We start from the raw sequence: 24,530 nt of genomic DNA on the forward strand, positions 1-24,530 counted from the left end.
GCGCTACGCGCGGTGCACGCTGAGATCCTCGAAAACAGGCCCGTCGCCGTTGAGCGGATTGGCGGGATCACGCGCATAGCGCAGCGTCTCGAAGCGCATCGCGCGTGCGTCGATCATCAGGAGGCGGCCAACGAGGCCGTCGCCAAAGCCGACGATCTCGCGGATCGCCTCCAGTGCCATCATCGAGCCGAGCACGCCCGCGAGCGCGCCCATCACGCCGGCCTCGGCGCAGGCCGGTATCGTGCCCGGCGGCGGCGCCTCCGGGAACAGACAGCGATAGGTCGGATTGAATTCGCCGGCTTCGTTGGTCTCATGCGCGCGGATGGTGGTGAGCGAGCCATCGAAGGTGCCAAGCGCCGCCGTGATCAGCGGCCGCTTCGCGAAGAAGCAAGCATCCGAGACGAGATAGCGCGTCGAGAAATTGTCGGAGCCGTCGAGCACGAGGTCGTAATCGCCGATCAGGCTCAGCGCGTTATCGGCATTGAGCCAGGTGGCGTGGCCGACGAAACGCACATGCGGATTGAGCGCCGCGATGCGCTCGGCCGCGCTCTCGACCTTGTGCCGGCCGATGTCGGGCGTCGTGTGGATCACCTGGCGCTGCAGGTTGGACAGCGACACCACGTCGTCATCGACCACGCCGAGCGTGCCGACGCCGGCCGCGGCGAGATACATCAGAGCGGGCGCGCCGAGCCCGCCGGCACCGACCACCAGCACGGAGGCCTTTTTCAGCGCGGCCTGGCCGGGGCCACCGACATCGCGCAGCACGATATGGCGGGCATAGCGTTCGAGTTCATCCGGGCTCAGCATCGTCGTACGTTCCTCTCAACCCTCATGGTGAGGAGCGCGGAACGCGCGTCTCGAACCATGAAGGCCCCGATATCGCCTGTGGCCATCCTTCGAGACGCGGCCTTTGGGCCGCTCCTCAGGATGAGGACCTCAGTTCGTGGTCTCTAAGCCACCTGAACCACCGCAACATTGTTCGCGACCAACGAGATGTGCTTGAATGGCATTGCGTTCAATGGGCTGGCTGGATTTGTCATGAGATCGATGCTTGCGGCAACACTGATGTTGGCGGCCGCCACAGGCGCGCACGCCCAGATGACGGCGCCGCAGATCCCCGGCACCAAGCCGAAGCCGGTCCAGACCGTTCCGGTCCGCCCGCCCGCACTGCAAACGGCGTCGGAAACCGCCGATGCCATGGCGCAGGCCGAGCGCCTGTCGTTGCAGTCCGACCTCGCCTGGGTCGGCCAATATAACGGCGCCATCACCGGCGACGTCAGCGAGCGCATGGTCAACGCCATGAATACCAGAAGGCCAAGGGCGGCAAGCCGACCGGCGTGCTCAATCCGCAGGAGCGTGCGGCACTCGCAGAGACCGCAAGGCGGAAGCAGGACAGCGTCGGCTGGAAGATCGTGATGGAGCCGACCAGCGGTGCGCGGCTCGGCATTCCCACGAAGCTGGTGCCGCAGCAGGCGAGCGACGCCAACGGCACGAAATGGACCTCGCCAACCGGAACCGTGCAGGTGCTGCTCAGCCGCCGCAAGGAGGCGAACCCGACCACGGCAAAGCTCGCGGACGCCGAGAAGAAGGAGCCTGCGGGGCGCAAGGTCGACTACACCGTGGTCAAGCCCGACTTCTTCGTGCTGTCGGGCTTGCAGGGCCTGAAGAAGTTTTACGTGCGCGGCACCTTCAGGGGCGACGAGGTCCGCATCATGACGATCCTCTACGACCAGGCGATGGAGAATACGGTCGAGCCGGTCGTGATCGCGATGTCGAGTGCGTTCAACGCATTTCCGTCCACCCCGATGGCCGGGCCGCCACCGCGCAAGACTGTCGAATACGGCACCGGCATCGTCGTCAGCGATGACGGCGCGATTCTGGCCGACCGCCTCGTCACCGACAGTTGCCTTGCGGTCACCATCGCAGGCTTCGGCAGCGCCGACCGTCTCGCCGAGGACAAGGAGCACGATCTCGCGCTGCTGCACATCTACGGCGCGCGCGGCCTGAAGCCGCTCAGCCTCGCCAGTGGCGCAGCGAAGACGAGTGTCGATGTCATCGGCATCGCGGATCCCCAAAGCCAGGGCGGCGCAGCCGGCGTATCGAGCGTCAAGGGCGCGCTGGCGCCGGTCACCTCGAGCGATTCCGCATTGTCTCCGCCGCCGGCGGTTGGATTCTCCGGTAGTCCTGCCATCGACGGCGACGGCAAATTCGCCGGCGTCGCACTGCTGAAGCCGGCAATGGTCGCGGGACCCGCGACGGCGGTGCCGGCGTCGCAGGCGGTGATGGTCTCGGCAGAAACGGCGCGAGATTTCCTGAAGGCAAACGGCGTTACCGCGAACGGAAGCTCGACAGATGCGAAAGCCGCCGTCGTGCGCGTGATCTGCGTGCGGAAATAGCTCTCGTGTCCGGACGCGCTGCAACGCATAGCGTTGCTGCGCAGAGCCGGGACCCATGCATCCGCGAATTCGGTGTGCGAAGTTTCTGGGCCCCGGCTCTGCAGCGCACCGCTTCGCGCTGCGCAGCGTCCGGGGCACGGGGCCTAGCTCAGCCTGAACCTCACCCCGGCCTTCGCGAGGCCGCCCGAAATCCCTACCGGCGTCCCATCGGCGCGCCAGCAGGCGGCGCCGGTCATGGTGCCGTCGTCGTTGAACGCGATCGCATTCATGCCGCCGGCGACCGTTGCGACGGGCTGCACCTTGTGTCCGAGCGCTGCGAGCTTCACCCGCACGCTCTCCGGCACCTTCTGCTCGACCTCGAGCGCATTGCCCTCGGTCCAGACGCGGGGCGCCTCGACCGCTTCCTGCAGGCTCATGCCGTGGTCGATCAGATTGACCAGCGCCTGCATCGCGCTCGGGAAGATGCGTTTTCCGCCGGGCAACCCCAGCGCAAAGCGCAGCTTGCCATCACGCAGCGCCATCATCGGCGACATCGAGGTCGTCACGCGCTTGCCCGGCGCCAGCGACAGCGCGTGGCCGGGGCGCGGATCGAACAGGTTCATGTAGTTGTTGGCGATGGCACCTAAGCCCGGGATCATGATCTTGGCGCCGAACAGATTGTTGATGGTCTGCGTGGTCGCCACCACATTGCCGAAACTATCTGCCGCCGTCATATGCGTGGTGTGCGCGCCCTCGAGCTGCGACACGCCGGCGCCCCAGGCCTGCGCCCGTCCCGGATCGATCGCGCGGCGGCGTCCCTCGGCATAGGCTTTCGACGTCAGCTTCTCGACGGGCACGCCGACATGATCGGGATCGCCGCTGGCCGCGGCGCGATCGGCGAAGGCGATCTTCAGGACCTCGGCGAGATAGTGGATCGCCTCTGATGTGCCGAAGCCGAGGGCTTCGATGTCGTAGCCTTCGAGAATGTTCAGCATCTGCGCGATATGCACGCCGGACGCCGCGGGCGGCGGCGGCCCCAAAATGGTCCAGCCGCGATAGTCGGCGCGGATCGGCTGGCGCTCGACGGTCTTGTAGCCGGTGAGATCGTCGCGGCGGATGAAGCCGCCGGCCTTCTCCATGTAGTCCGCGAGGATGTCGCCGAGCGATCCCTCGTAGAGCGCCTTCTCGCCGTGATCGGCGATATAGCGCAGCGTCTCGGCATATTCCGATTGCACCACGCGCTGGCCGACCTTCAGCGGCTCGCCGTCAGGCAGGAAGACCGCCGCGATCGGCTTGTCCTTGCGCATCTCCGCCGCGCACTCGCTGATGCATTCATGCAAGTAGGGCGTCGCCGCATAGCCGCGCGCGGCGTGCTTGATCGCAGGCTGCATCACGTCGGCGAGGCTCATGGTGCCGAACCTTTGCAGCGTCTCGCACCAGGCCTTCAGCGAACCCGGCACCGCGACGGCCTTCGGGCCGTTGAGGTTCTCGTTGCCGACGGTGTCGAACACGTCATGCGCCGAGCCCGGCTTGGAGGTGTAGGTGGTGTCGCGCACCACTGACGGGACCGTGCTCTGGCCGTCGATGAAGCGGTGACTGCCGTCGGCAAGCCGGATATGGGCCATGCCGCCGCCGATGATGCCGACCATCATCGGCTCGACCACGGTCAGGGTGAACAGGGTTGCGATCGCGGCATCGATGGCGTTGCCGCCCGCGGCCAGCATCTCGGCGCCGGCACTGGAGGCGAGCGGATGGTTGCTGACCACCATGCCGCGGCTCGAGACCGCCGGCATCTTCTGGCAGTCAAAGGTGGTTGCCGTCCGGTCGCGCCAGTTGCCGCTCATCTCGCCTGCCCTTTCTATTCAAGGTGGCGAGCACATCACACGCGCAATTACGGGTCCAGTATTGGTACGGATTAGCTGGCATTCCCGATTCTGCCATCATCGTTACCGTTGATTCGGACATCCGCGGTCCCCTTTGGATCGGGCAGGGCACGTCCTGAGCGAGAAGAGCTCAGCATCGAGAAGCGATGCACGTTCGCGTGGCGTTAACCCGATACCCAGGCACTCCAAAGGAATCATCTTCATATGCATACGATCGTACTGGCCACCCAAAAGGGCGGCAGTGGCAAGAGCACGCTTGCCATCGGCCTCGCGCTGGCAGCCAAGCAGGCCGGCTTCACCGTCCGCCTGATCGAGACCGACCCGCAGGGCACCCTCTCCAATTGGCAGCGCCGCCGCACCACCGACGATCTCGTGGTCGAGCCGATCTATCACGCCGCCGATATCGCGCCGCGCCTGAAGATGCTCGCCGACAGCGGCCTCCAGCTTGCGATCGTCGACACCGCGGCCGGCCTTTCCGCCGCCACCACTGCCGCGATCCGCCATTCCGATCTCTGCCTGATCCCGGCCCGCCCGAGCGTCGCCGACATCGAGGCGACCGTCTCGACGCTGAGCGTCGCGCGCGCCTGGAAGCGTCCCTACAGCTTCGTGCTGAACCAGACGCCGATCCGCGGCCAGCGCATCGACAATGCCGCGGGCGCGCTCGCCGAGGAAGCCGCGCTCGATCTCGCCGGGGTGCTCGCGCGCCCGCTGATCGTGATGCGCAACGATCACCAGGACTCGCTCGCCAGCGGCCTCGCGGTGAGCGAATTCGCGCCGAACGGCAAATCGGCCAACGAGATCCGCGGCCTCTGGCGCTGGATCGAGACCCGGCTCGAGCTCGAAGCCACGACCAATGTCCTGATCGACCAGGTCATCTCCGCCGCGGACGGCATGCTGCACGTCGCCACCGAGCTTGCGGCGGACGAGACCACGACCCTGATGTCCTGAGCGGGGCGATCGCGCCGACGCCAGCCGGCCCTTCTCCATCCGGAAGGTCCCCAGCGACGAAGCAATCCGGCCCCCAGCCCGGCCGGATTGCTTCGCTTCGCGTTCCATCCACCCGTCATTGCGAGCGCAGCGAAGCAATCCAGACTGCCGCCGCGGAAAGATTCTGGATTGCTTCGCTGCGCTCGCAATGACGTCGTGGGTTTGTCGTCCTACAGAGACTCACAACCTCCCGGCTGCGATCCCTCTCACTTCTGACATTTCGGGCACCAGAAGGTCGAACGGCCGTTCTGGGTGATGCGCTTGACCGTGCCGCCGCAGCGCGGCGTCGTGCATTTTTCGCCCTCGCGGTCATAAACCTTGAAGGAGTGCTGGAAATAGCCGAGCTCGCCCGAGGTCTGGCGATGGTCGCGCAGTGACGAACCGCCGGCCTTGATGGCGTCGTTCAGCACGGTGTGGATCGCACCGACCAACCGTTTCGCATGATCGGTCGGCTCGCCCTTCTTGGTCGACAGTGTGGCGGCGATCCGGCGCGGCGACAGATGCGAGCGGTGCAGCGCCTCGCAGACATAGATGTTGCCGAGGCCCGCGACGACGCGCTGGTCGAGCAGCGCGGCCTTCAGGCTGGTGGTCTTGCCTTCACAGGAGCGCGCCAGCATCGCGGCGTCGAACTCGTTGCCGAGCGGCTCGGGTCCGAGCCCGCGCAGCAGCGGCTCGTCCTCGAGCGCGTTGCGCGCGATCACTTTCATGTAACCGAAACGGCGCGGATCGTTGAAGACGATGTCGGCGCCGGAGGACATCCGAAACAGCACGTGGTCATGCGCGGAGTCCTTCCCCTTCGGATAGTGAAACTCGCCCGGTGCGGCCTCGTTGTCCGGCTTGATGACGCGGAACGAGCCCGACATGCCCAGATGCATCAGCAGCACGTCGCCGGAGCCGAGATCGGCCATGAGATATTTTGCACGGCGGCCAAGCCCCGTGACGACCTGCCCCTTCAGCCGGGCCACGAAATCCGGCTGGAACGGGAAGCGCAGGTCCGGCCGGCGGGCCTCCGCGACCAGGATTTTCGCACCCTCCATGACGGGCTGAAGGCCGCGGCGGACGGTCTCGACTTCGGGCAATTCAGGCATGGTCAGGCATTCACCTTATGAAGGCGGTGTGATAGCGCCATTGCGGCGGGCAGGCTATGGTCCGCCTCGTGGAGTAGAGTAATGGATCGGCCGGGCGAAACCACGCATTTTGGCTTCAAAGACGTTCCCCTGGGGGACAAGCAGACGCTGGTGAACGATGTGTTTCACAGCGTGGCGTCGCGCTATGACCTGATGAATGACCTGATGTCCGGTGGCCTGCACCGGGTCTGGAAGGACATCATGATCAACGCGCTGGACCCGCCGCGGAGCGACCGGCCGTTCGCCCTGCTCGACGTCGCCGGCGGCACCGGCGATATCTCGTTCCGCGCCGCCAAGGCGGCTGGTCCCGGCTTCCACGCCACGGTCTGCGACATCAATTCCGACATGCTCGCGGTGGGGCGCGAGCGCGCCGCCAAGCGCCATCTCGAGACCCAGGTCGATTTCGTCGAGGGCAATGCCGAAGCGCTCGGCTTCGCCGACCGCAGCTTCGACGCATATACGATCGCTTTCGGCATTCGCAACGTGCCGCAGATCAACCTGGCGCTGCGCGAGGCCTATCGTGTGCTGAGGCCCGGCAGCCGCTTCCTGTGCCTGGAGTTCTCCACCGTCGAGATGCCCGGCCTCGACAAGCTCTATGATCTGTTCTCGTTCAAGGTGATCCCGCCGCTCGGCCGCATGGTCACGGGCGACGCCGAATCGTACCAATATCTCGTCGAATCGATCCGCAAATTTCCGAAGCCTGCCGCCTTCGCCGACATGATCCGCGAGGCCGGCTTTTCCCGCGTAAGCTGGCAGACACTCTCCGGCGGCATCGTCGCACTGCATTCGGGCTGGCGTTTGTGATCTCTGCTTTCACCCACATTGCGCGCCTCATCCGCGCCGCGTTCGTGTTTGCGCGCGAGGGCGTGTTCGGCTCCGTCGACCCAAGCCTGGTGCCGCCGCCCGGCCAGCTTGCGCTGAAGCTCGCGCGCATCGTCGAGCGGCGCGGCGTCAAGCACGGGCCGCGGATCTCGCGCGCGCTGACACGGATGGGCCCGGCCTATCTCAAGCTCGGCCAATTCCTGGCAACGCGCCCGGATGTGGTCGGCGTCATCATGGCGCGCGACCTCGAAAGCCTCCAGGACCGTCTGCCGCCGTTTTCGCAAGCCGAGGCGGAAGCCGCGATCACCACCTCGCTGGAGCGGCCGCTGAAGGACGTGTTCGCGAGCTTCGGCCCGCCGGTCGCGGCTGCCTCGATCGCGCAGGTGCATCGCGGCGAGGTCGAGCGCGACGGTATTCGCAGGCCGGTCGCGATCAAGGTGCTGAGGCCGAACGTCGCCGCCCGCTTCCGCCGCGACCTCTCGGATTTCTTCTTCGTCGCGTACAAGGCCGAGGCCTATTCGTCCGAGGCGCGCCGGCTGCGCCTGATCGAGGTCATCAACACCATGTCGCGCTCGGTCGCGATGGAGATGGACCTGCGGCTCGAAGCAGCCGCGCTGTCGGAGATGGCGGAGAACACGCAGGGCGATCCTGATTTCCGCGTGCCGACCGTCGACTGGGATCGCACCACGCACAACGTGCTGACGATGGAGTGGATCGACGGCATCGCGCTGAACGATCACAAGCGCCTTGCAGAGGCGCAGGTCGACCTGCCCGATCTCGGCCGCAAGGTGATCCAGAGCTTCCTGCGGCACGCCTTGCGCGACGGCTACTTCCACGCCGACATGCATCCGGGCAATCTGTTCCTCGATGAGGCCGGCCGCCTCGTCGCGGTCGATTTCGGCATCATGGGCCGGCTCGGGATGAAGGAGCGGCGCTTCCTCGCCGAGATCCTGCTCGGCTTCATCACCCGCGACTATCGCCGCGTGGCGGAAGTGCATTTCGAGGCGGGCTATGTGCCCGCGCACCATTCGGTCGAAAATTTCGCGCAAGCCATCCGCGCCATCGGCGAGCCGATCCATAACCGCACCGCCGAGGAGATCTCGATGGCGCGGCTCCTGACGCTGCTGCTCGAGGTCACCGGCCTGTTCGACATGACGACGCGGCCCGAGCTGATCCTGCTGCAGAAGACCATGGTGGTGGTCGAGGGCGTGGCGCGCGGCTTCGATCCCCGGCTCGACATCTGGAAGGTCGCCGACCCCGTGGTGCGCGAATGGATCGAGCGCAATCTCGGTCCGATCGGCCGCATCGAGGGTGCGCTCGCGGGGACCGGGGACATCGCGCGCGTGCTGATGCGCCTGCCGGAGATCGCGGAGCGCTCGGTGAAGGTCCTCGAGCAGCTCGAGACCATGACCCGGGAGGGGTTAAAACTGTCGCCGGAGAGCATCGCGGCCATGGGCCGCAGCGAGGGCCGCAAGAACCGCTGGCGCACCGTGGCGCTCTGGATCATCGCCGCGACCTTCATCGGGATCCTGATCGCCGTCCGGAATCTGTGATTGCACTGCAATCACACGAGTGATAGCATCGCTATCATTCCGTGCTGGAGGGGCGTCATGGCAAGCCTGACCATCCGCAAGCTCGACGATGCCGTCAAAACCTATTTGCGGCTGCGCTCGGCCAAGAACCACAGGTCGGTCGAGGAAGAGGTCCGGGTCATCCTGAGGGAGCTGATCGAGGGCCGAGAGGAGCCGCTGACGCCGTTTTCGGCGCCCCCGGCCCAATCCATCGCCCCCGTACCCCAGCGCACCGGCGCGCTCCCCGAGGCCAGCGTCACCCTGATCATCGGCGGCGGGATCGCAGCCTATAAATCGCTCGACCTGATCCGCCGGCTGAAGGAGCGGCGCGTCGAGGTCCGCTGCGTGCTGACCAAGGCGGCGCAGCAATTCGTCACGCCGCTGGCGGTCAGCGCGCTCTCGCATGAGCGCGTCTACACCGACCTGTTCGACCCCCAGAGCGAGTTCGACGCCGGCCATATTCGCCTCGCGCGCGACTGCGATTTGATCGTGGTGGCGCCGGCGACGGCCGATTTGATGGCGAAGATGGCGAACGGCCATGCCGACGATCTCGCCAGCGCGATCCTGCTCGCCACCAATCGAAAGATCCTGCTGGCACCGGCGATGAATCCGCTGATGTGGAACAACGCGGCGACGCGGCGCAATCTCGCCCAGCTCCAGCGCGACGGCGTGGTGCTGGTCGGACCGAATTCCGGCGAGATGGCCGAAGCTGGCGAAGCCGGTGTCGGCCGCATGTCGGAAGCGATCGAGATCGCCACTGCCGCCGAGCGCCTGCTGCGGCCGCCCGTACCGAAGCCACTCGCCGGCAAGCGCGTGCTGATCACCGCAGGTCCGACGCACGAGCCGATCGATCCGGTGCGCTACATCGCCAACCGCTCCTCCGGCAAGCAGGGCTTTGCCATTGCCGCCGCTGCGCAGGCCGCCGGCGCCGAGGTGATCCTGGTGAGCGGCCCGGTCGATCTCGACGACCCCGCCGGCGTCACAGTGAAACACGTGGAATCGGCGCGGCAGATGCTGGAGCAGGTCCGGGCGGCGCTGCCCGCCGACATCGCGATCTTCGCCGCCGCGGTCGCCGACTGGCGCGTCGCCAATGAGGGCGAGCAGAAGCTGAAGAAGACCGCGGCCGGCATGCCGCCGCTTCAGCTGGTCGAGAACCCCGACATCCTCGCCACGATCTCAAAGCTCGCCGACAAGCGTCCGCCGCTGGTGATCGGCTTTGCCGCCGAGACCGAGCACCTCATCGACAACGCAAAGACCAAGCTGGCGCGCAAGGGCTGCGACTGGATCGTCGCCAACGACGTCTCGCCGGCGACCGGCGTGATGGGCGGCGATCGCAACACCGTGCACCTCATCAGCAAGAATGCTGAGAAGAACGACGAAATCACAGTTGATTCCTGGCCGGTGATGACCAAGGAACAGGTCGCCATCGAACTGGTCGCGCATGTCGCAAAAAGCGTGACCGGCAAATCCCTGGAGTCCGCATCTTGAGCACGAAGGTCACCGTCGAACTGCAGCAGCTGGCCCATGCCGATGCCCTGCCGCTGCCGGCCTATCAGACGGCGGAAGCGGCCGGCCTCGACCTGATGGCCGCGGTGCCGGACGCCGAGCCGATGACGCTCGCTCCCGGCCAATATGCGCTGGTGCCGACGGGGCTCGCGATCGCCTTGCCGCCGGGGTACGAGGCACAGGTGCGGCCGCGCTCGGGGCTTGCCGCCAAGCACGGCGTCACCGTGCTGAACTCGCCCGGAACCATCGACGCCGACTACCGCGGCGAGATCAAGGTGATCCTGATCAACCACGGCGCCGCGCCGTTCGTGATCAAGCGCGGCGAGCGCATCGCGCAGATGGTGATCGCCCCTGTGGTGCAGGCCGCGCTGGTTCCGGTGGCGACCTTGTCCGCGACCGATCGCGGCGCCGGCGGCTTCGGCTCGACGGGCCGCTAGCCGAGCTGTGAGTGGGTACACCTCTCCCCGCTTGCGGGAGAGGTCGGCACGTAGTGCCGGGTGAGGGTTCTTTCCTCTGGGGGATTGTCCCGTTGCGGAGACACCCTCTCCCCAACCCTCCCCCCAAGGGGGGGGGGAGCGCACCTTCATCGCGGCAAACACTCCGCACAACGCGCTAACACACGGCAATTACAGCCGAATCACCCGCAGAATTACGAGCACCTGGAACCGCGCAGCCGGCATTTTTTTGGAGCCGCGTTTGCGTTCACGATCTGGACTCTTACCGGTGGAGTCGCGGTGGGGGTATTGTCTTTTGATTCGCGTGCGGCGGGGGTCGCCGCGCGTAAATCCGTGCGGTCTTGGGGCAACTATGTCAGGCGTGATCGTGTCGATGCGTCGGACGCTGCTGTCGTGCACATCGTTGGCGCGCAACAGCTTGTTGGGCGGCGCTCTCGCAGCGCTGCTGCCGGCTGCGCCGGCTGAGGCCGCCGACCTCGTCGACACACTCTCCATATTGCTGGACTTCAACCGGCAGGAACTCGCGGTGCTCGCCACCGCGCTGGCCTTGCTCGGCTTCTCGGTCATGGCCGCGATCCTGCTGATGCGCACGCGGGTGCGCACGGCAACGAACGAGGCACAGCTGCGGGCGCGGATCGGGGAGCTGCAACTGCAGTCCGACCGCTTCGGCGCGCTGCTGTTCGCCGAGCCGCAGATCCTGATCTCCTGGCCGGCCGGCGACAACCGCGCGCAGATCTCCGGCGACATCGCGATGGTGCTGCCGCGCGATTCCTCGCCGCAGCGCGTGCTGGCGTTCGGAACCTGGCTGCCGCCGGAACCCGCGCTGCAGATGGACCACGCCGTCGACGCGCTGCGCGACCGCGGCGACGGGTTCCAGCTGACGGTGACCACCGCGCATGGCCACACGCTGGAAGCCATCGGCCGCGCCATCGGCGGCCAGGCCATCGTCCGGATTCGCGAGCTCTCCGGACTGCGGCGCGATCTGGCCGAGACCCATCTGCGTTACAAGGCGCTCTCGGACGAGACCGAAATGCTGCGCGGCTTCGCCGCCGCCGCGCCGTGGCCGATCTGGGCCAAGGGCGAGAACGGCGCGCTCACCTACGCCAATCCGGCCTATGTCCGCGCCACCGAGGCGGCCAGCATCACTGATGCCCATGAGCGCAAGCTCGAGCTGCTCGACAGCGCCGACCGCACCGCGATGGAGCGCGGACTGAAGGATGCCGCCAGCTTCACCTCGCGGCTGCCGATCGTAATCGGCGGCGAGCGGCGCATGTACGACGTCCGCGCCGTCAATGTCGGCAGCGGCAGCGTCGGCGTCGCTATCGATGCCAGCGAGGCGGATGCGCTGAGCTCGGCCTTGGTGCGGATGGCGGAGGCACATCGCCGCACGCTCGACCAGCTCTCCTCCGGCGTCGCCGTGTTCGACGGCCATCGGCGCCTCGCCTTCTACAACGATTCCTACCGCCGGCTGTGGGACCTCGACCGCACCTTCCTCGACGCTGATCCCGATGATTCCAGCGTGCTGGACCAGCTCCGTGCTGCGCGAAAACTGCCGGAGCAGCCGGATTTCCGCGCCTGGAAGGCAAAACTGCACGAGGCCTATCGCGCGGTCGAGACCGCCAAGGACACCTGGTATCTGCCCGACGGCCGCGCGCTCTCCGTCGTCACCACGCCAAACCCGGAAGGCGGCGTCACCTATTTGTTCGACGACGTCACCGAGAGCCTGGAGCTGGCCCGCCGCTTCGACGGCATGATCCGGGTCCAGCGCGAGACGCTGGACAGTCTCGCCGAGGGCGTTGCCGTGTTCGGCAGCAACGGCAAGGCGCAGCTGTTCAACCCGGCCTTCGTGCGGATGTGGAAGCTGTCGAGCGATGCCATGCGCGACGAGCCGCACATCCAGACCGTGGAAGGCTGGTGCCATCAGCTGTTCGACGAGCCGCAGGTCTGGCGGCAGATCCGCGAAGCCATCACCTCGATCGAGAACCGCGCCGACGTGCCGCTGAAGCTGGAACGCAAGGACGGCAGCGTGCTGGACGGCATGATCCGGCCGCTGCCCGACGGCGCCACGATGCTGACCTTCCAGGACATCACCGACACCGAGAATGTCGAGCGCGCGCTGCGCGAGCGCAACGAGGCGCTGGAAGCCGCCGACCAGATGAAGGTGGATTTCGTCCACCACGTCTCCTACGAGCTGCGCTCGCCGCTCACCACCATCATCGGCTTCGCGCATTTCCTCAGCGATCCCTCGACCGGGCCGCTGACGCCGAAGCAGGCCGAATATCTCGACTACGTCACCAAATCGACCAACGCACTGCTGGCGCTCACCAACAACATCCTCGATCTCGCCACCATCGACGCCGGTGCGATGAAGCTGGAACTCGGGCCCGTCGACGTCAGCAAAACCATCGAGCTCGCCGCCGAGGGCATCCAGGACCGCCTCGCCACCGACCGCATCCGCCTCAAGGTCGAGATCGCGCCCGATATCGGCAGCTTCATCGGCGACGAGAAGCGCGTGGTGCAGGTGCTCTATAACCTCCTCGCCAACGCCGTCGGGTTTTCTCCACAGGATTCCACCGTCGGCATCAGCGCGCGGCGCACCGAACGCAGCGTGGTCTTCACTGTGACAGATTCCGGGCCTGGAATACCTGCCGACATGAAAGACAAGGTGTTCAACTGGTTCGAAAGCCGCTCGCAGGGGTCGCGTCACCGCGGCGCCGGGCTCGGCCTGTCGCTGGTGCGCTCCTTCGTCGAGCTGCATGGCGGCAAGGTGCGGGTGGATTCGATCGTCGGCCGGGGCACGGTCGTGATCTGCGATTTCCCGACCGACCAGGCGGCGCATCGCGACGCCGCCGAATGACCGCGCCCACCACATTCTCCGTCGCGCTTCACAACGAGACGGCCACCGCGCAACTGATGGCCGATCTCGCCCTGCTGGTCGGACCGGGCGATGTCATCACCCTGACCGGCGACCTCGGCGCCGGCAAGACCGCCGCTGCCCGCGCGCTGATCCGCTACCTCGCCAGCGATGAGGAGCTGGAGGTGCCGAGCCCGACCTTCACGCTGGTGCAGGGCTACGAGCTGCCGCCCTTCCCGGTGATGCATGCCGATCTCTACCGCGTCGAGGACGAGGGCGAGCTCGAGGAGATCGGGCTGTCGCCGCTTCCCGAGGCGACGCTCGTGCTGATCGAATGGCCCGAGCGTGCGCCGTCGGCCATGCCCGCGGACCGCATCGACATCGCACTGACGCATCGCCCCGCGCTGGGCTCGAATGCGCGCGCCGCCGACATCACCGGTTTCGGCAAAGGCGCTGCGCAGGTCGCGCGGCTGCAGGCGCTGCGCGAATTCCTCGATGCATCCGGCTATATCGATGCAACGCGCAAGCGCATGAACGGCGACGCCTCGACCCGCTCTTATGCGCGGCTGCTGCGCGGCGACGAGATCGTCATCCTCATGAACTTCCCGCAGCGCCCTGACGGCGCGGCCCTCTACAACGGAAAGTCTTATAGCGCCGCGGTGCATCTCGCCGAGAACGTGAGGCCGTTCGTCGCCATCGACGAGGGCCTGCGCGCGCAAGGCATCTCGGCGCCGGCCATCCACCATTTCGATCTCGACCATGGCTTTCTGATCAGCGAGGACTTCGGCAGCGAGGGCATGATCGAGGGTGATCCGCCGCGCCCGATCGCCGAGCGCTACGAGGCCGCGACCGACGTGCTGGCGATGCTGCACGCCAAGGCGCTGCCGGAGACGCTGTCGCTGGACGGGCAGACCTACGACATCCCCGTCTTCGACGTCGAGGCGCTTCTGATCGAGATCGGATTGATGCCGGAATGGTATCTGCCCGATCGCAACGCGCCGCTGAGCGATGAGAAGCGCGCGGAATTCTTCGCGATGTGGCGCGAGCTGTTGAAGAAGCCGCTGGCGGCGCCGAGGACGTGGATCATCCGCGACTATCACTCGCCCAATCTGATCTGGCTCGCTGACCGCTCCGGCATCGAACGTGTCGGCGTGATCGACTTCCAGGACGCCGTGCTCGGGCCGCACTCCTACGACGTGGTGTCGCTGCTCCAGGACGCCCGCATCGACGTGCCTGAAAACATCGAGCTGACGCTGCTGTCGCGCTACATCAAGGCGCGGCGCGCGGACGATGCGAGCTTCGATGCGGCCGACTTCGCCGAGCTCTACGCGATCATGTCGGCGCAGCGAAACACGCGTCTGCTCGGCACCTTCGCGCGGCTCAACCGCCGCGACGGCAAGCCGCATTATCTGCGCCACCAACCGCGGATCTGGACCTACCTCCAGCGCTCGCTGGCGCATCCCGCGCTCAGCGTCTTGCGCGAGTGGTATCTCGCCAACGTGCCGTCACCCCAAGGCCCGCCACAGGCCTGATTCGGGCCCGATTTACCGGCTGTTAGCCAAGACGTCGCTATCCTGGCGGCGAGGCAGCCGGATAAATACGGGGCTGGAGCGGGGCAGATGGCGGTAAAGACGGATCAGCGCGGCAACAGCCGGGTTGTTTTCGAGCGCGGGATACCGGCCCAGATGATGGGAATCGACGGCACCTGGCGGCGCGACTGCACCATGGAGGATGTCTCCGAGAGCGGCGCCAAGCTGACGATCGACGGTTCGGTCGAAGGCCTGCATCTGAAGGAATTCTTCTTGCTGCTGTCGTCCACGGGACTTGCGTACCGGCGCTGCGAACTGGCCTGGGTCAATGGCGACCAGATCGGCGTCAATTTCCTGAAGGTCGGCGACAGGAAGAAAAAGGCGCGTTCCGCGTCCGTTGGGGCGTAACGGCAACACCCGTCGTACAACCGTCACGGCGGGTGGTTAAGGCGGTTGAGACGCGGTGCGATTGATGCGGTCCCGTGCTAGGATTTGCTGCAAACGCGAAACCAGATAGGTCCGAAGCGGAAAGAGTTCTGAGAAGGCAAAGGATGTCCGTCAAGCCGACCAAAGCCATGGTGCTCGCCGCAGGGTTCGGTCTGCGCATGCGTCCGTTGACGGACAAGATGCCGAAGCCGATGGTGCCGGTCGCCGGGCAGCCGCTGCTCGACCACGTGCTCGACAAGCTCGGCCATGCCGGCGTGACTGAGGCGGTGGTCAATGTGCACTACCTGCCGGACCAGATCATCGACCATGTCGCATCGCGTCAGCTTCCGCGCGTGACCATCTCGGACGAGCGCGACCAGGTGCTCGGCACCGGCGGCGGCGTGGTCAAGGCGCTGCCGCTGCTCGGCGATGCCCCGTTCTTTCACGTCAACTCCGACACGCTGTGGATCGACGGCGTGCGCTCCAATCTGACGCGGCTTGCCGAAAACTTCGACCCCGAGCGCATGGACATCCTGTTGCTGATGGCGCCGACCGCGACCAGCATCGGCTATAGCGGCCGCGGCGATTACGGCATGCTGCCCGACGGCGCCTTGCGCAAGCGCAAGGAGAAAGAGGTCGTTCCGTTCGTCTATGCCGGCGCGGCGATCCTGTCGCCGTCGATCTTCGCCGGTGCGCCGCAGGGCGAATTCTCGCTGACAAAGATGTTCGACCGCGCCAACGAGCAGGAGCGGCTGTTCGGCCTCCGTCTCGACGGCGTCTGGATGCATGTCGGCACGCCCGATGCGGTGCACGCCGCGGAAGAGGCATTTTTGGAGAGCGTGGCGTAGCCAGCCCCGAAGACGGTGCCGTAGGGTGGGCAAAGGCGCCCTTGCGCCGTGCCCACCATCTCTCTCGATCGCAAAAATGCGTGGGCACGCTTCGCTTTGCCCACCCTACGGCACCTGTGCCAGCCCGCGAACAACGGGGACGACTTCGTTCCCACCCATGACCATTCGTGCCCGCCTGCCTATATTGCCCTGATTCCCGAATCAGGCAGCCCATGCGTGTTTTCAGCGTTCCCATCTCAGTTCCGTTCCTGCGCACGGTCGTCACGGCCCTGCTCGACGGCCGGCTGGTGGACGGCTTCGAGGCCCGCAAGGAACCGGCGCGACTGGCCGACGCCACGCTGTATCTGCCGACAAGGCGCGCCATGCGCGTCGTCCGCGAGATCTTCCTCGACGAGATGAAGGCCGATGCCGTCGTGCTGCCGCGCATCGTCGCGCTCGGCGACATCGACGAGGACGAGCTCGCCTTCGCGGACGAGGGCGAACAGTTTTCCAGCGCAACGCCGCTCGACATTCCACCACGGCTTGGCGAGCTGGAACGGCGGCTGACGCTGGCACAACTCGTCGCCGCCTGGGCCAAGGGCCCGGTGCTGGCGCCGCTGGTGGTCGGCGGCCCCGCCTCGACGCTTGCTCTCGCCGGCGACCTCGCGCGCCTCATCGACGACATGGTCACGCGCGGCGTCGACTGGAGCGCGCTCGATGGTCTCGTACCTGATAACCTCGATCGCTACTGGCAGCACTCGCTCGACTTTTTGCGCATCGCGCGCATCGCCTGGCCCAATCATCTCGCCGAGATCAACCGGATCGAGCCGGCGGCGCGGCGCGATCTTCTGATCGCTGCGGAAGCGAGGCGTCTGACCGCGCATCCGCATGGGCCGGTGATCGCGGCCGGTTCGACCGGCTCGATGCCGGCCACCGCAAAATTCCTGCATGCGGTCGCCGCGCTGCCCCATGGTGCGGTGGTGCTGCCGGGCCTCGATACCGATCTCGACGACGACGCCTGGCGCACCATCGGCGGCGTACGCGACTCGCTCGGCAAGTTCGCCGAGCATCCGGCCTCGAACCATCCGCAATATGCCATGCACGCGCTGCTGGATCGCTTCGGCATCAAGCGCAGCGACGTCGAGATTCTTCAGCCACCGGTGGAAGGCGGCCGCGACATCCTCGCATCGGAATCGATGCGGCCGTCTGCCAAGACGGAGGTTTGGCACGACAGGCTGAAGCAGCCGGATGTCGCCGCGAAGATCGCCGGTGGCATGACAAATCTCGCGGTGGTCGAGGCTCCCAATCCCGAAATGGAAGCGCTCGCGATCGCCATCGCGATGCGCGAGGCGCGCCATCTCGACAAATCAGCGGCGCTGGTGACGCCTGACCGCGCCTTGGCGCGGCGGGTGATGGCCGCGCTGACGCGATGGGATCTCGCCTTCGACGATTCCGGCGGCGACGTGCTGATGGAAACCTCCGCTGGCGTCTTTGCGCGTCTTGTGGCGGAAGCGGCAACCAAGGGCCTGGAGCCGCCGACGCTGCTGGCGATGCTGAAGCATCCGCTGTGCCGGCTCGGCCGCGCGCCCGGCGCATGGAAGGCGGCGATCGAAGGCCTCGAGCTCGCGATCTTGCGCGGCACGCGCCCGCCTGCGGGCACGGCCGGCCTCTTGCGCGAGTTCAACCGCTTTCGCGACGAGCTCGCAAAGCTGTGGCGCAGCGAAGTCTCTGCGCTTCATAGGGCAGAACCGCGCGCGCGTCTGAACGCCGAGGATCTCGATCGCGTCCAGGCGCTGATCGACACGCTGCAAAAAGCATTGGCGCCGATCGAGAGCCTGCCGCCATCAAAACCATATGACTTCGCCGAGCTCGCGCACCGGCATCGCGAGATCATGATCGAGCTGTCGCGCGACGAGCAGGGCATTCCGCTCGCGTTCGAGGAGCGCGAAGGTCTCGCGCTCGCGAGCGCCTTCGACGATCTCCTGCGCGGCGGCACGACCAGCGGATTGATGGTGCAGCTAGCGGACTACGCTGACGTGTTCCAGACCGCCTTCGGCGACCGCGCGGTGCGGCGGCGCGACAGGCCCGGCGCGCGGCTGCAGATCTACGGTCCGCTGGAATCGCGCCTGATGCAGGCCGACCGCATCATCATCGGCGGCCTGATCGAAGGCGTCTGGCCGCCGGCTCCGCGCATCGATCCCTGGCTGAGCCGGCCGATGCGGCACGAGCTTGGTCTCGATCTGCCGGAGCGCCGTATCGGCCTCTCCGCCCACGACTTCGCCCAGCTGCTCGGCGGCGACGAGGTGATCCTCACCCACTCCGCCAAGGCCGGCGGCGCGCCGGCAGTCGCCTCGCGCTTCCTGCACCGGCTGGAGGCGGTCGCAGGTGACGATCTCTGGAAGGCAGCCGTTCGCGCCGGCGAGAAATACGTGCAGTTCGCAGGCGCGCTGGACAAGCCCGACGAGGTCCGGCCGATCAAGCAGCCCGAGCCGCGGCCGCCGCGCGCGACGCGGCCGCTCAAGATGTCCGTGACCGCGATCGAGGACTGGTTGCGCGATCCCTACACGATCTACGCCAAGTACATCCTGCGGCTGGATGCGCTCGACCCCGTCGACATGCCGCTGTCGGCCGCCGATCGCGGCTCGGCGATCCACGATGCGGTCGGCGAGTTCACGGAAAGCTATGCGACGCGTCTACCCGACGACCCCGCGCGCGTGCTGCGCGCGATCGGCGAGAAGCATTTTGCGCCGCTGATGGAACGGCCCGAGGCCCGCGCGCTGTGGTGGCCGCGCTTCCAGCGTATCGCGCGCTGGTTCGGCGAATGGGAGACCGTGCGGCGCGACGGGATCGAGGCGATCACGGCGGAAACCCGTGGCGAGATCTCGATCACGCTCGATCATCAGCGTAGCTTCCGCCTCTCCGCGCGCGCCGACCGCATCGAGCGGCGCCAGGGCGGCGGCTATGCCATCCTCGACTACAAGACCGGCCAGCCGCCGACCGGCAAGCAGGTGCGCATGGGCCTGTCGCCGCAGCTGACGCTGGAGGCGGCGATCCTGCGCGAGGGCGGCTTCCCGGATATCGACGCCGGAGCATCGGTGAGCCAGCTCGTCTATGTCCGTCTCAGCGGCAACAATCCGCCGGGCGAGGAACGCATTCTCGAGCTGAAGTACAAGCAGGGCGATGAGCCGCAGCCGCCGGATACGGCAGCCGCCGAAGCGCGGGCCAAGCTGGAAGCACTGATCCGGGCCTTCGAGGACGAGAGCCAGCCCTACACCTCGCTGAACCTGCCGATGTGGACCAACCGGTACGGCGCCTATGACGACCTCGCCCGCATCAAGGAATGGTCCGCGGCCGGCGGTTTGGGGATCGAGGAATGGTGAAGCTTCCGCGCCCCATCCCCGACGAGGTGCGCGCGCGGCAGGCGCGCGCATCCGACCCGACCGCGTCGGCCTTCGTGTCGGCGAATGCCGGCTCGGGCAAGACGCATGTGCTGGTGCAGCGGGTGATCCGCCTCTTGCTGTCGGGCGTGCCGCCGGAAAAGATCCTCTGCATCACCTTCACCAAGGCCGCCGCCGCCAACATGGCCGAGCGCGTGTTCACCACGCTCGGGCACTGGGTGACGCTGGATGATGCCGGGCTGGACGCCGCGATCCGCGCCGTCGGCATCCCGCATCCTGATCGAAAATTGCGGCGTGACGCACGAAAACTGTTCGCCTGCGCGCTGGAGACGCCCGGCGGGCTGAAGGTGCAGACCATCCACGCGCTGTGCACGCGCCTGCTTCAGCAATTTCCGTTCGAGGCCAACGTGCCCGCGCGCTTCTCGGTCATCGACGAGCGCGACCAGACCGACATGATGGAGCGCGCCAATCTGAAGGTGTTGCTGGAGGCCGCGCGCGATCCCGACAGCGTCACCGGCCGTGCGCTGCTGACGGCGATGGCGAATGCCGCCGATGTCACCTTCAAGGAGGTCGTGCGCGAGGCTTGTCTCAGCCGCGACCATTTCATGGCCTGGACCGACGAGGCCGGTAGCGCGGAAGCGGCTGCGGCGCAGATGGCTGCGGTGCTCGGCGTCGACGCGAGCGACCGCATCGAGGACGTCGAAACCGAGATTCTCGACGGACCGCTCCTGCCGCGCTCGCGCTGGGGCGACATCGCGTTCGCGCTGGAGGACGGCAGCAAGTCCGACAACGACCAGGCTGGCCGGCTTCGCGAAGCGAAGATCTTCTCCGGCGCTGCGCAGGTCGATGCCTATCTCTGTGTCTTCCTCACCGACGACAAGCTGCCGCGCAAGGCGGTGCTGACCAAGAAATTTTGCGACAGCAACCCGTCCGTCGCGCGCCTGTTCGAGGCCGAGGTGCAGCGCCTCGGTGGATTGATTGAGAAGCGCCGCGCGGTGGTCATGCGCGACCGCACCGCGGCCCTGCTGCACATCGCGATCGCGGCCGCCGCCAACTACCGCCGCGAGAAGCAGGAGCGCGGGCTGCTCGACTATGACGACCTCATCGACAAGACGCTGGCGATGCTGAACCGCGTTTCCTCGGGCTGGGTGCATTACAAGCTCGACCGCGGCGTCGATCACGTGCTGATCGACGAGGCCCAGGACACCAGCCCGCGGCAATGGGACATCGTCGCGCACATCATCTCGGAGTTCACCGCAGGCGAAGGCGCGCGCGAAGGGCTCAACCGCACCATCTTCGCGGTCGGCGACGAGAAGCAGTCGATCTTTTCATTCCAGGGCGCCGCTCCCCACGAGTTCGACGCACGCCGGCGCGAGCTGCACCGCAAGTTCACCGCGGCCGGGCTGAAGTTCGATCCGGTCGCCTTCACCTATTCGTTCCGCTCGGGCTCCGCGATCCTGCACTCGGTCGATCACGTCTTCCGCGAGCCCCAGATCTACAAGAGCATCCATTCGGTCGAGATCGGCCATCCCCTGCACAACGCGCTCGCCGATGCCGGCCCCAGCGTGATCGAGCTGTGGGACCTGGCTGAGGCCGACGATCGGCAGGAGATCGAGGGCTGGCGCGCCCCGTTCGACGGCGTCGCCGTCACTAGTCCCGAAGTCAAACTCGCCCGCCGCATCCAGGCCGAGATCAAGCGGCTGGTCGAGAGCGGCACGCTGACGGGTCACGAGGGCGAACGCCGGCCGCTGCGCTATGGCGACATGCTGATCCTTGTGCGGCGGCGCGGCAATGCGTTCGACGCCGTGATCCAGGCGCTGAAGCACGCTGGCGTCCCGGTCGCCGGCGCCGACCGGCTGAAGCTGACCGAACACATCGGCATCATCGATTTGATGAACCTTGCGGACGCGCTGCTGCTGCCGCAGGACGATCTCGCGCTGGCGGTGGCGCTGAAGAGCCCGCTGTTCGGACTCGATGACGACGATCTGTTCCAGCTCGCCTGGGATCGCAAGGGCTCGCTGCGCCGCGCGCTCGGCGAGCACGCGGGCACAAGCGACAAATTCGCGACCGTGTTGCGGCGCCTGGAAGCCTGCGAGATCCGCGCGCGCGAGGAAACGCCGTTCGCCTTCTACGCCTGGCTGCTCGGGGGCGACGGCGGCCGCGCGCGCATCCTGCGCCGGCTCGGCCACGAGGCCAATGACGCGCTCGACGAATTCCTGGAGCTGGCGCTGAACTACGAGCGCAAGGCGCCGGCCTCGCTGCAGGGTTTCATGGCCTGGCTGCGCTCGGCCGACACCGAGGTGAAGCGCGACATGGAGATCTCGCGCGACGAGGTGCGGGTCATGACGGTGCACGGCGCGAAGGGCCTGGAAGCGTCCGTCGTGTTCATGGTCGACACGACGTCGTCACCGGCGGATTCGCAGCGGCTGCGGCTGATCCAGGTGCCGCGCGGCAATGGCGGCGAGGTCGTGGTCTGGGCCGGCCGCAAGGCAGACGATCCGAAGCCGGTCGTCGAGGCGCGCAAGGCGATGATCGAGGAGACCGAGGACGAATATCGCCGCCTGCTCTATGTCGCGATGACGCGCGCAGCGGACCGGCTGATCGTCGGCGGCTGCATGCCCGGCAACATGAGAACGGTGCGCAAGCTGAGCTGGTACGACCTCATCGACACCGGTCTCGCCGGCGCGGGCCTCGACAAGCAGACGACCGAGACGCCGCTCGGCAAGGTCACGCGATTCGCCCGGCCGGAGGATGTCGCGGCCCTGGGCACGCCGGCGGCATCCGTGGACCAGACCATCGCGCTGCCGGACTGGCTGCGGACACCGGCGCCGCGCGAGGTCATCGACGACGATGCCGTGCGCCCGTCCGGCCAGCCGTCGGAGGAGGGCCGCAGCGTGCGGACAGGCGAATCGGTGCAGTCGCGCGCGCTGGCGCTGCAGCGCGGCACGCTGGTGCACCGTCTCCTGCAATCCCTACCCGACATTGCCACCGAACGCCGGCGCGAGGCCGCGCTCGGATTCATGGCGCGTAACGCCGCGGACTGGCCGGAAGCCGACCGCATCGCGCTGGCCGACAAGGTGCTCGCCCTGATCGCGGAGCCGCGTTTTGCCCCGGTCTTTGCCGCCGGCAGCCGGGCGGAGGTCGCCATTGCGGGCCGGTTGGAGCGGCCGGGCCGCGGCCCAGCGCTGGTGTCGGGGCAGATCGACCGGCTGGTCGTTCGTCCGGACGAGGTTTTGATCGTCGATTTCAAGACCAACCAGGCGGCCCCCAAGAGCGCCACTGATGCGCCGGCGGCCTATGTCCGGCAGCTTGCGCTGTACCGGGCGGTGCTGGCCCGGCTTTATCCCCAAAAGCCGATCCGGGCCGTCCTGCTCTGGACCGAGGCCCTTGAATATATGGAGATTTCGGCCCCCGCGCTGGACGCGGCGCTGGCATCCCTTCATCTCGGTGTGAGCGTCCTTGACCCGGCAAGGAGCCGTTCATAGGTTCACCCCATGATCCCGGGCGCGATTCCACGTCGCGCCGATTCTCTTTCAACCGAGTGAGGTACTCCAATGGCCGTTAGCAAGGTTTCCGACGCCGATTTCGAAGCCGAAGTGCTCAAGGCGAACGGCCCCGTGGTCGTCGATTTCTGGGCCGAATGGTGCGGCCCCTGCCGCATGATCGCCCCCGCCCTCGACGAGATCGCCGGCGCGATGGGCGACAAGGTCAAGATCGTGAAGCTCAATGTCGACGAGAGCCCGAAGACCGCGTCCAAATACGGCGTGATGTCGATCCCGACCCTGATGATCTTCAAGGGCGGCGAGATGGCCTCCCGTCAGGTCGGCGCCGCGCCGAAGGCGAAGCTGCAGCAGTGGATCACGTCGGCGGTCTGATCCGCGGCGTCAGAAGGTTTGTGCAACGGCCGGCGTCACGCCGGCCGTTTTGTTTTGCTTAACTGATCCAGCCCGTCGCCAGCGCGTTGGCCAGCTCCGGCTGATCGTTGCGGCGCGCCAGCGCAGCCATCGCGTCGTGATCGTAAGCGATGTGGCGGAACGTCACCTGCCAGGCACCATTGGCCAGGTCGAGGATCGCATAGCGCGCGTGCGGCGTGCCGGCTTCGACGACGTGCGGGAACGGATGCTTGTCGCGATAGCCGGGACTACCGACGCTGCCGGGATTGACGATCAGCCTTCCGTCACGCAGCCGCACTGCGCGGGCGAGATGGGTGTGGGCGCAGAGGATCAGCGATTGCGTGATGCCTTGCGCGAGCTGCTCGATGCGGTCTAGCGGCGATAGCGCGACGGTGCCGTCGGGGTGCACGGTGTCGAGCCAATAGACTTCGTCGTTCCCGGGCGTGGCGTGGCAGAGAAAGACCTGCTCGCGAAACACGCGCGTCATCGGCTGTGCGCGCAGCCAGTCGAGCTGCGCAGGATTGAGCTGCGCATGGGCCGGACGGTCCCAGGAGCCCATCTTCGCCGGCGGGCGGTCGAGCAGATAGCGGTCGTGATTGCCGAGCACATGGACGGCATCAAGCTGCATCAGGATTTCGACGGTACGGCGTGCATCGAGCGGGCCGCTCAGCATGTCGCCGAGATTGACGATGTCGGCGATGCCGTGGGCGCGGATATCGGCGAGCACCGCCTCCAGCGCGAGGTAGTTTCCGTGGACGTCGGCGATCGCGGCAAAACGCATTGGGGATTCTCTCTCTCGTGCCCCGGACGCAGCGCAGCGCTACTTCAGCGGTGCGCAGCAGAGCCGGGGCCCATGTCGCGGCATTCTGGGTCCCGG

At 66.9% G+C, this 24,530-nt stretch carries 16 protein-coding genes and 1 pseudogene; 13 read left to right on the forward strand and 4 right to left on the reverse strand.

Annotated features, from left to right (window positions below; all coding sequences use genetic code 11):
* Positions 1-3: 3 nt before the first annotated feature.
* Positions 4-807 carry a HesA/MoeB/ThiF family protein gene (locus IQ16_RS01610; RefSeq protein WP_018644174.1) on the reverse strand — a complete coding sequence of 268 codons (804 nt, stop codon included), beginning with the start codon at positions 805-807 and terminating at the stop codon, positions 4-6.
* Between the two features lie 231 nt (positions 808-1,038).
* Between IQ16_RS01610 and IQ16_RS01615 the strand changes: the two are divergent.
* Positions 1,039-2,396, forward strand: a pseudogene (locus tag IQ16_RS01615) (serine protease).
* Positions 2,397-2,539: 143 nt separating this feature from the next.
* Here IQ16_RS01615 and ggt read toward each other — a convergent pair.
* Positions 2,540-4,219 (reverse strand): gamma-glutamyltransferase, encoded by a 1,680-nt coding sequence (gene ggt / locus IQ16_RS01620; RefSeq protein WP_018644172.1) that lies wholly within the window; start codon positions 4,217-4,219, stop codon positions 2,540-2,542.
* 243 nt (positions 4,220-4,462) lie between these two features.
* On the opposite strand from ggt, the gene IQ16_RS01625 reads away from it, so the two are divergent.
* On the forward strand, positions 4,463-5,206 hold the full coding sequence (locus tag IQ16_RS01625; RefSeq protein ID WP_018644171.1) for a ParA family protein: 744 nt from the start codon (positions 4,463-4,465) through the stop codon (positions 5,204-5,206).
* A gap of 245 nt (positions 5,207-5,451) precedes the next feature.
* Here IQ16_RS01625 and mutM read toward each other — a convergent pair whose 3' ends face one another.
* A complete protein-coding gene (gene mutM / locus IQ16_RS01630; RefSeq protein ID WP_018644170.1) occupies positions 5,452-6,333 on the reverse strand; it encodes a bifunctional DNA-formamidopyrimidine glycosylase/DNA-(apurinic or apyrimidinic site) lyase in 882 nt (293 codons plus the stop codon).
* Between the two features lie 81 nt (positions 6,334-6,414).
* Here mutM and ubiE point away from each other — a divergent pair, with 81 nt between their 5' ends.
* The 11 genes from ubiE (at position 6,415) to trxA (ending at position 23,635) form a co-directional block, all read left to right on the forward strand.
* Entirely contained in the window at positions 6,415-7,176 is a 762-nt protein-coding gene (gene ubiE, locus IQ16_RS01635; RefSeq protein ID WP_018644169.1) for a bifunctional demethylmenaquinone methyltransferase/2-methoxy-6-polyprenyl-1,4-benzoquinol methylase UbiE, read from the forward strand.
* Entirely contained in the window at positions 7,173-8,747 is a 1,575-nt protein-coding gene (ubiB, locus tag IQ16_RS01640; RefSeq protein ID WP_018644168.1) for a 2-polyprenylphenol 6-hydroxylase, read from the forward strand. Before ubiE ends, ubiB begins: the two co-directional genes overlap by 4 nt.
* 57 nt (positions 8,748-8,804) lie before the next feature.
* Positions 8,805-10,253, forward strand: a complete 1,449-nt coding sequence (coaBC, locus tag IQ16_RS01645) for a bifunctional phosphopantothenoylcysteine decarboxylase/phosphopantothenate--cysteine ligase CoaBC (protein ID WP_018644167.1) — start codon at positions 8,805-8,807, stop codon at positions 10,251-10,253.
* On the forward strand, positions 10,250-10,708 hold the full coding sequence (gene dut / locus IQ16_RS01650; RefSeq protein WP_018644166.1) for a dUTP diphosphatase: 459 nt from the start codon (positions 10,250-10,252) through the stop codon (positions 10,706-10,708). The genes coaBC and dut overlap by 4 nt, the downstream gene beginning before the upstream one ends.
* A 370-nt stretch (positions 10,709-11,078) precedes the next feature.
* Complete coding sequence (locus IQ16_RS01655; RefSeq protein WP_026312172.1) at positions 11,079-13,583, forward strand: sensor histidine kinase; 2,505 nt, start codon at positions 11,079-11,081, stop codon at positions 13,581-13,583.
* Complete coding sequence (locus IQ16_RS01660; protein ID WP_018644164.1) at positions 13,580-15,112, forward strand: bifunctional tRNA (adenosine(37)-N6)-threonylcarbamoyltransferase complex ATPase subunit type 1 TsaE/phosphotransferase; 1,533 nt, start codon at positions 13,580-13,582, stop codon at positions 15,110-15,112. Before IQ16_RS01655 ends, IQ16_RS01660 begins: the two co-directional genes overlap by 4 nt.
* A gap of 87 nt (positions 15,113-15,199) precedes the next feature.
* A complete protein-coding gene (locus IQ16_RS01665; RefSeq protein WP_018644163.1) occupies positions 15,200-15,517 on the forward strand; it encodes a PilZ domain-containing protein in 318 nt (105 codons plus the stop codon).
* A 143-nt stretch (positions 15,518-15,660) separates the two neighbouring features.
* On the forward strand, positions 15,661-16,383 hold the full coding sequence (locus IQ16_RS01670) for a nucleotidyltransferase family protein (RefSeq protein WP_018644162.1): 723 nt from the start codon (positions 15,661-15,663) through the stop codon (positions 16,381-16,383).
* Between the two features lie 212 nt (positions 16,384-16,595).
* Entirely contained in the window at positions 16,596-19,742 is a 3,147-nt protein-coding gene (addB, locus tag IQ16_RS01680) for a double-strand break repair protein AddB (RefSeq protein ID WP_018644161.1), read from the forward strand.
* Positions 19,736-23,245, forward strand: a complete 3,510-nt coding sequence (gene addA / locus IQ16_RS01685; protein WP_026312171.1) for a double-strand break repair helicase AddA — start codon at positions 19,736-19,738, stop codon at positions 23,243-23,245. Before addB ends, addA begins: the two co-directional genes overlap by 7 nt.
* 69 nt (positions 23,246-23,314) lie before the next feature.
* Positions 23,315-23,635 carry a thioredoxin gene (gene trxA / locus IQ16_RS01690; RefSeq protein WP_008540017.1) on the forward strand — a complete coding sequence of 107 codons (321 nt, stop codon included), beginning with the start codon at positions 23,315-23,317 and terminating at the stop codon, positions 23,633-23,635.
* Positions 23,636-23,693: 58 nt separating this feature from the next.
* Here the strand turns inward: trxA and IQ16_RS01695 are convergent, their stop codons facing one another.
* Positions 23,694-24,434, reverse strand: a complete 741-nt coding sequence (locus IQ16_RS01695) for a metallophosphoesterase family protein (protein ID WP_145831162.1) — start codon at positions 24,432-24,434, stop codon at positions 23,694-23,696.
* Between the last annotated feature and the right edge of the window lie 96 nt (positions 24,435-24,530).

Origin of the sequence: Bradyrhizobium huanghuaihaiense, assembly GCF_007830635.1 — a bacterium.
GTDB lineage: Bacteria > Pseudomonadota > Alphaproteobacteria > Rhizobiales > Xanthobacteraceae > Bradyrhizobium > Bradyrhizobium huanghuaihaiense.

What these genes read in the sequence shown, in the direction of transcription:
- addA (WP_026312171.1), top strand. Translation starts at nt 19,736, where the DNA reads ATGGTGAAGCTTCCGCGCCCCATCCCCGACGAGGTGCGCGCGCGGCAG.
- IQ16_RS01695 (WP_145831162.1), bottom strand. Translation starts at nt 24,434, where the DNA reads ATGCGTTTTGCCGCGATCGCCGACGTCCACGGAAACTACCTCGCGCTG.
- ggt (WP_018644172.1), bottom strand. Translation starts at nt 4,219, where the DNA reads ATGAGCGGCAACTGGCGCGACCGGACGGCAACCACCTTTGACTGCCAG.
- ubiE (WP_018644169.1), top strand. Translation starts at nt 6,415, where the DNA reads ATGGATCGGCCGGGCGAAACCACGCATTTTGGCTTCAAAGACGTTCCC.
- IQ16_RS01665 (WP_018644163.1), top strand. Translation starts at nt 15,200, where the DNA reads ATGGCGGTAAAGACGGATCAGCGCGGCAACAGCCGGGTTGTTTTCGAG.
- IQ16_RS01625 (WP_018644171.1), top strand. Translation starts at nt 4,463, where the DNA reads ATGCATACGATCGTACTGGCCACCCAAAAGGGCGGCAGTGGCAAGAGC.
- mutM (WP_018644170.1), bottom strand. Translation starts at nt 6,333, where the DNA reads ATGCCTGAATTGCCCGAAGTCGAGACCGTCCGCCGCGGCCTTCAGCCC.
- coaBC (WP_018644167.1), top strand. Translation starts at nt 8,805, where the DNA reads ATGGCAAGCCTGACCATCCGCAAGCTCGACGATGCCGTCAAAACCTAT.
- addB (WP_018644161.1), top strand. Translation starts at nt 16,596, where the DNA reads ATGCGTGTTTTCAGCGTTCCCATCTCAGTTCCGTTCCTGCGCACGGTC.
- IQ16_RS01655 (WP_026312172.1), top strand. Translation starts at nt 11,079, where the DNA reads ATGTCAGGCGTGATCGTGTCGATGCGTCGGACGCTGCTGTCGTGCACA.
- trxA (WP_008540017.1), top strand. Translation starts at nt 23,315, where the DNA reads ATGGCCGTTAGCAAGGTTTCCGACGCCGATTTCGAAGCCGAAGTGCTC.
- IQ16_RS01610 (WP_018644174.1), bottom strand. Translation starts at nt 807, where the DNA reads ATGCTGAGCCCGGATGAACTCGAACGCTATGCCCGCCATATCGTGCTG.
- IQ16_RS01660 (WP_018644164.1), top strand. Translation starts at nt 13,580, where the DNA reads ATGACCGCGCCCACCACATTCTCCGTCGCGCTTCACAACGAGACGGCC.
- IQ16_RS01670 (WP_018644162.1), top strand. Translation starts at nt 15,661, where the DNA reads ATGTCCGTCAAGCCGACCAAAGCCATGGTGCTCGCCGCAGGGTTCGGT.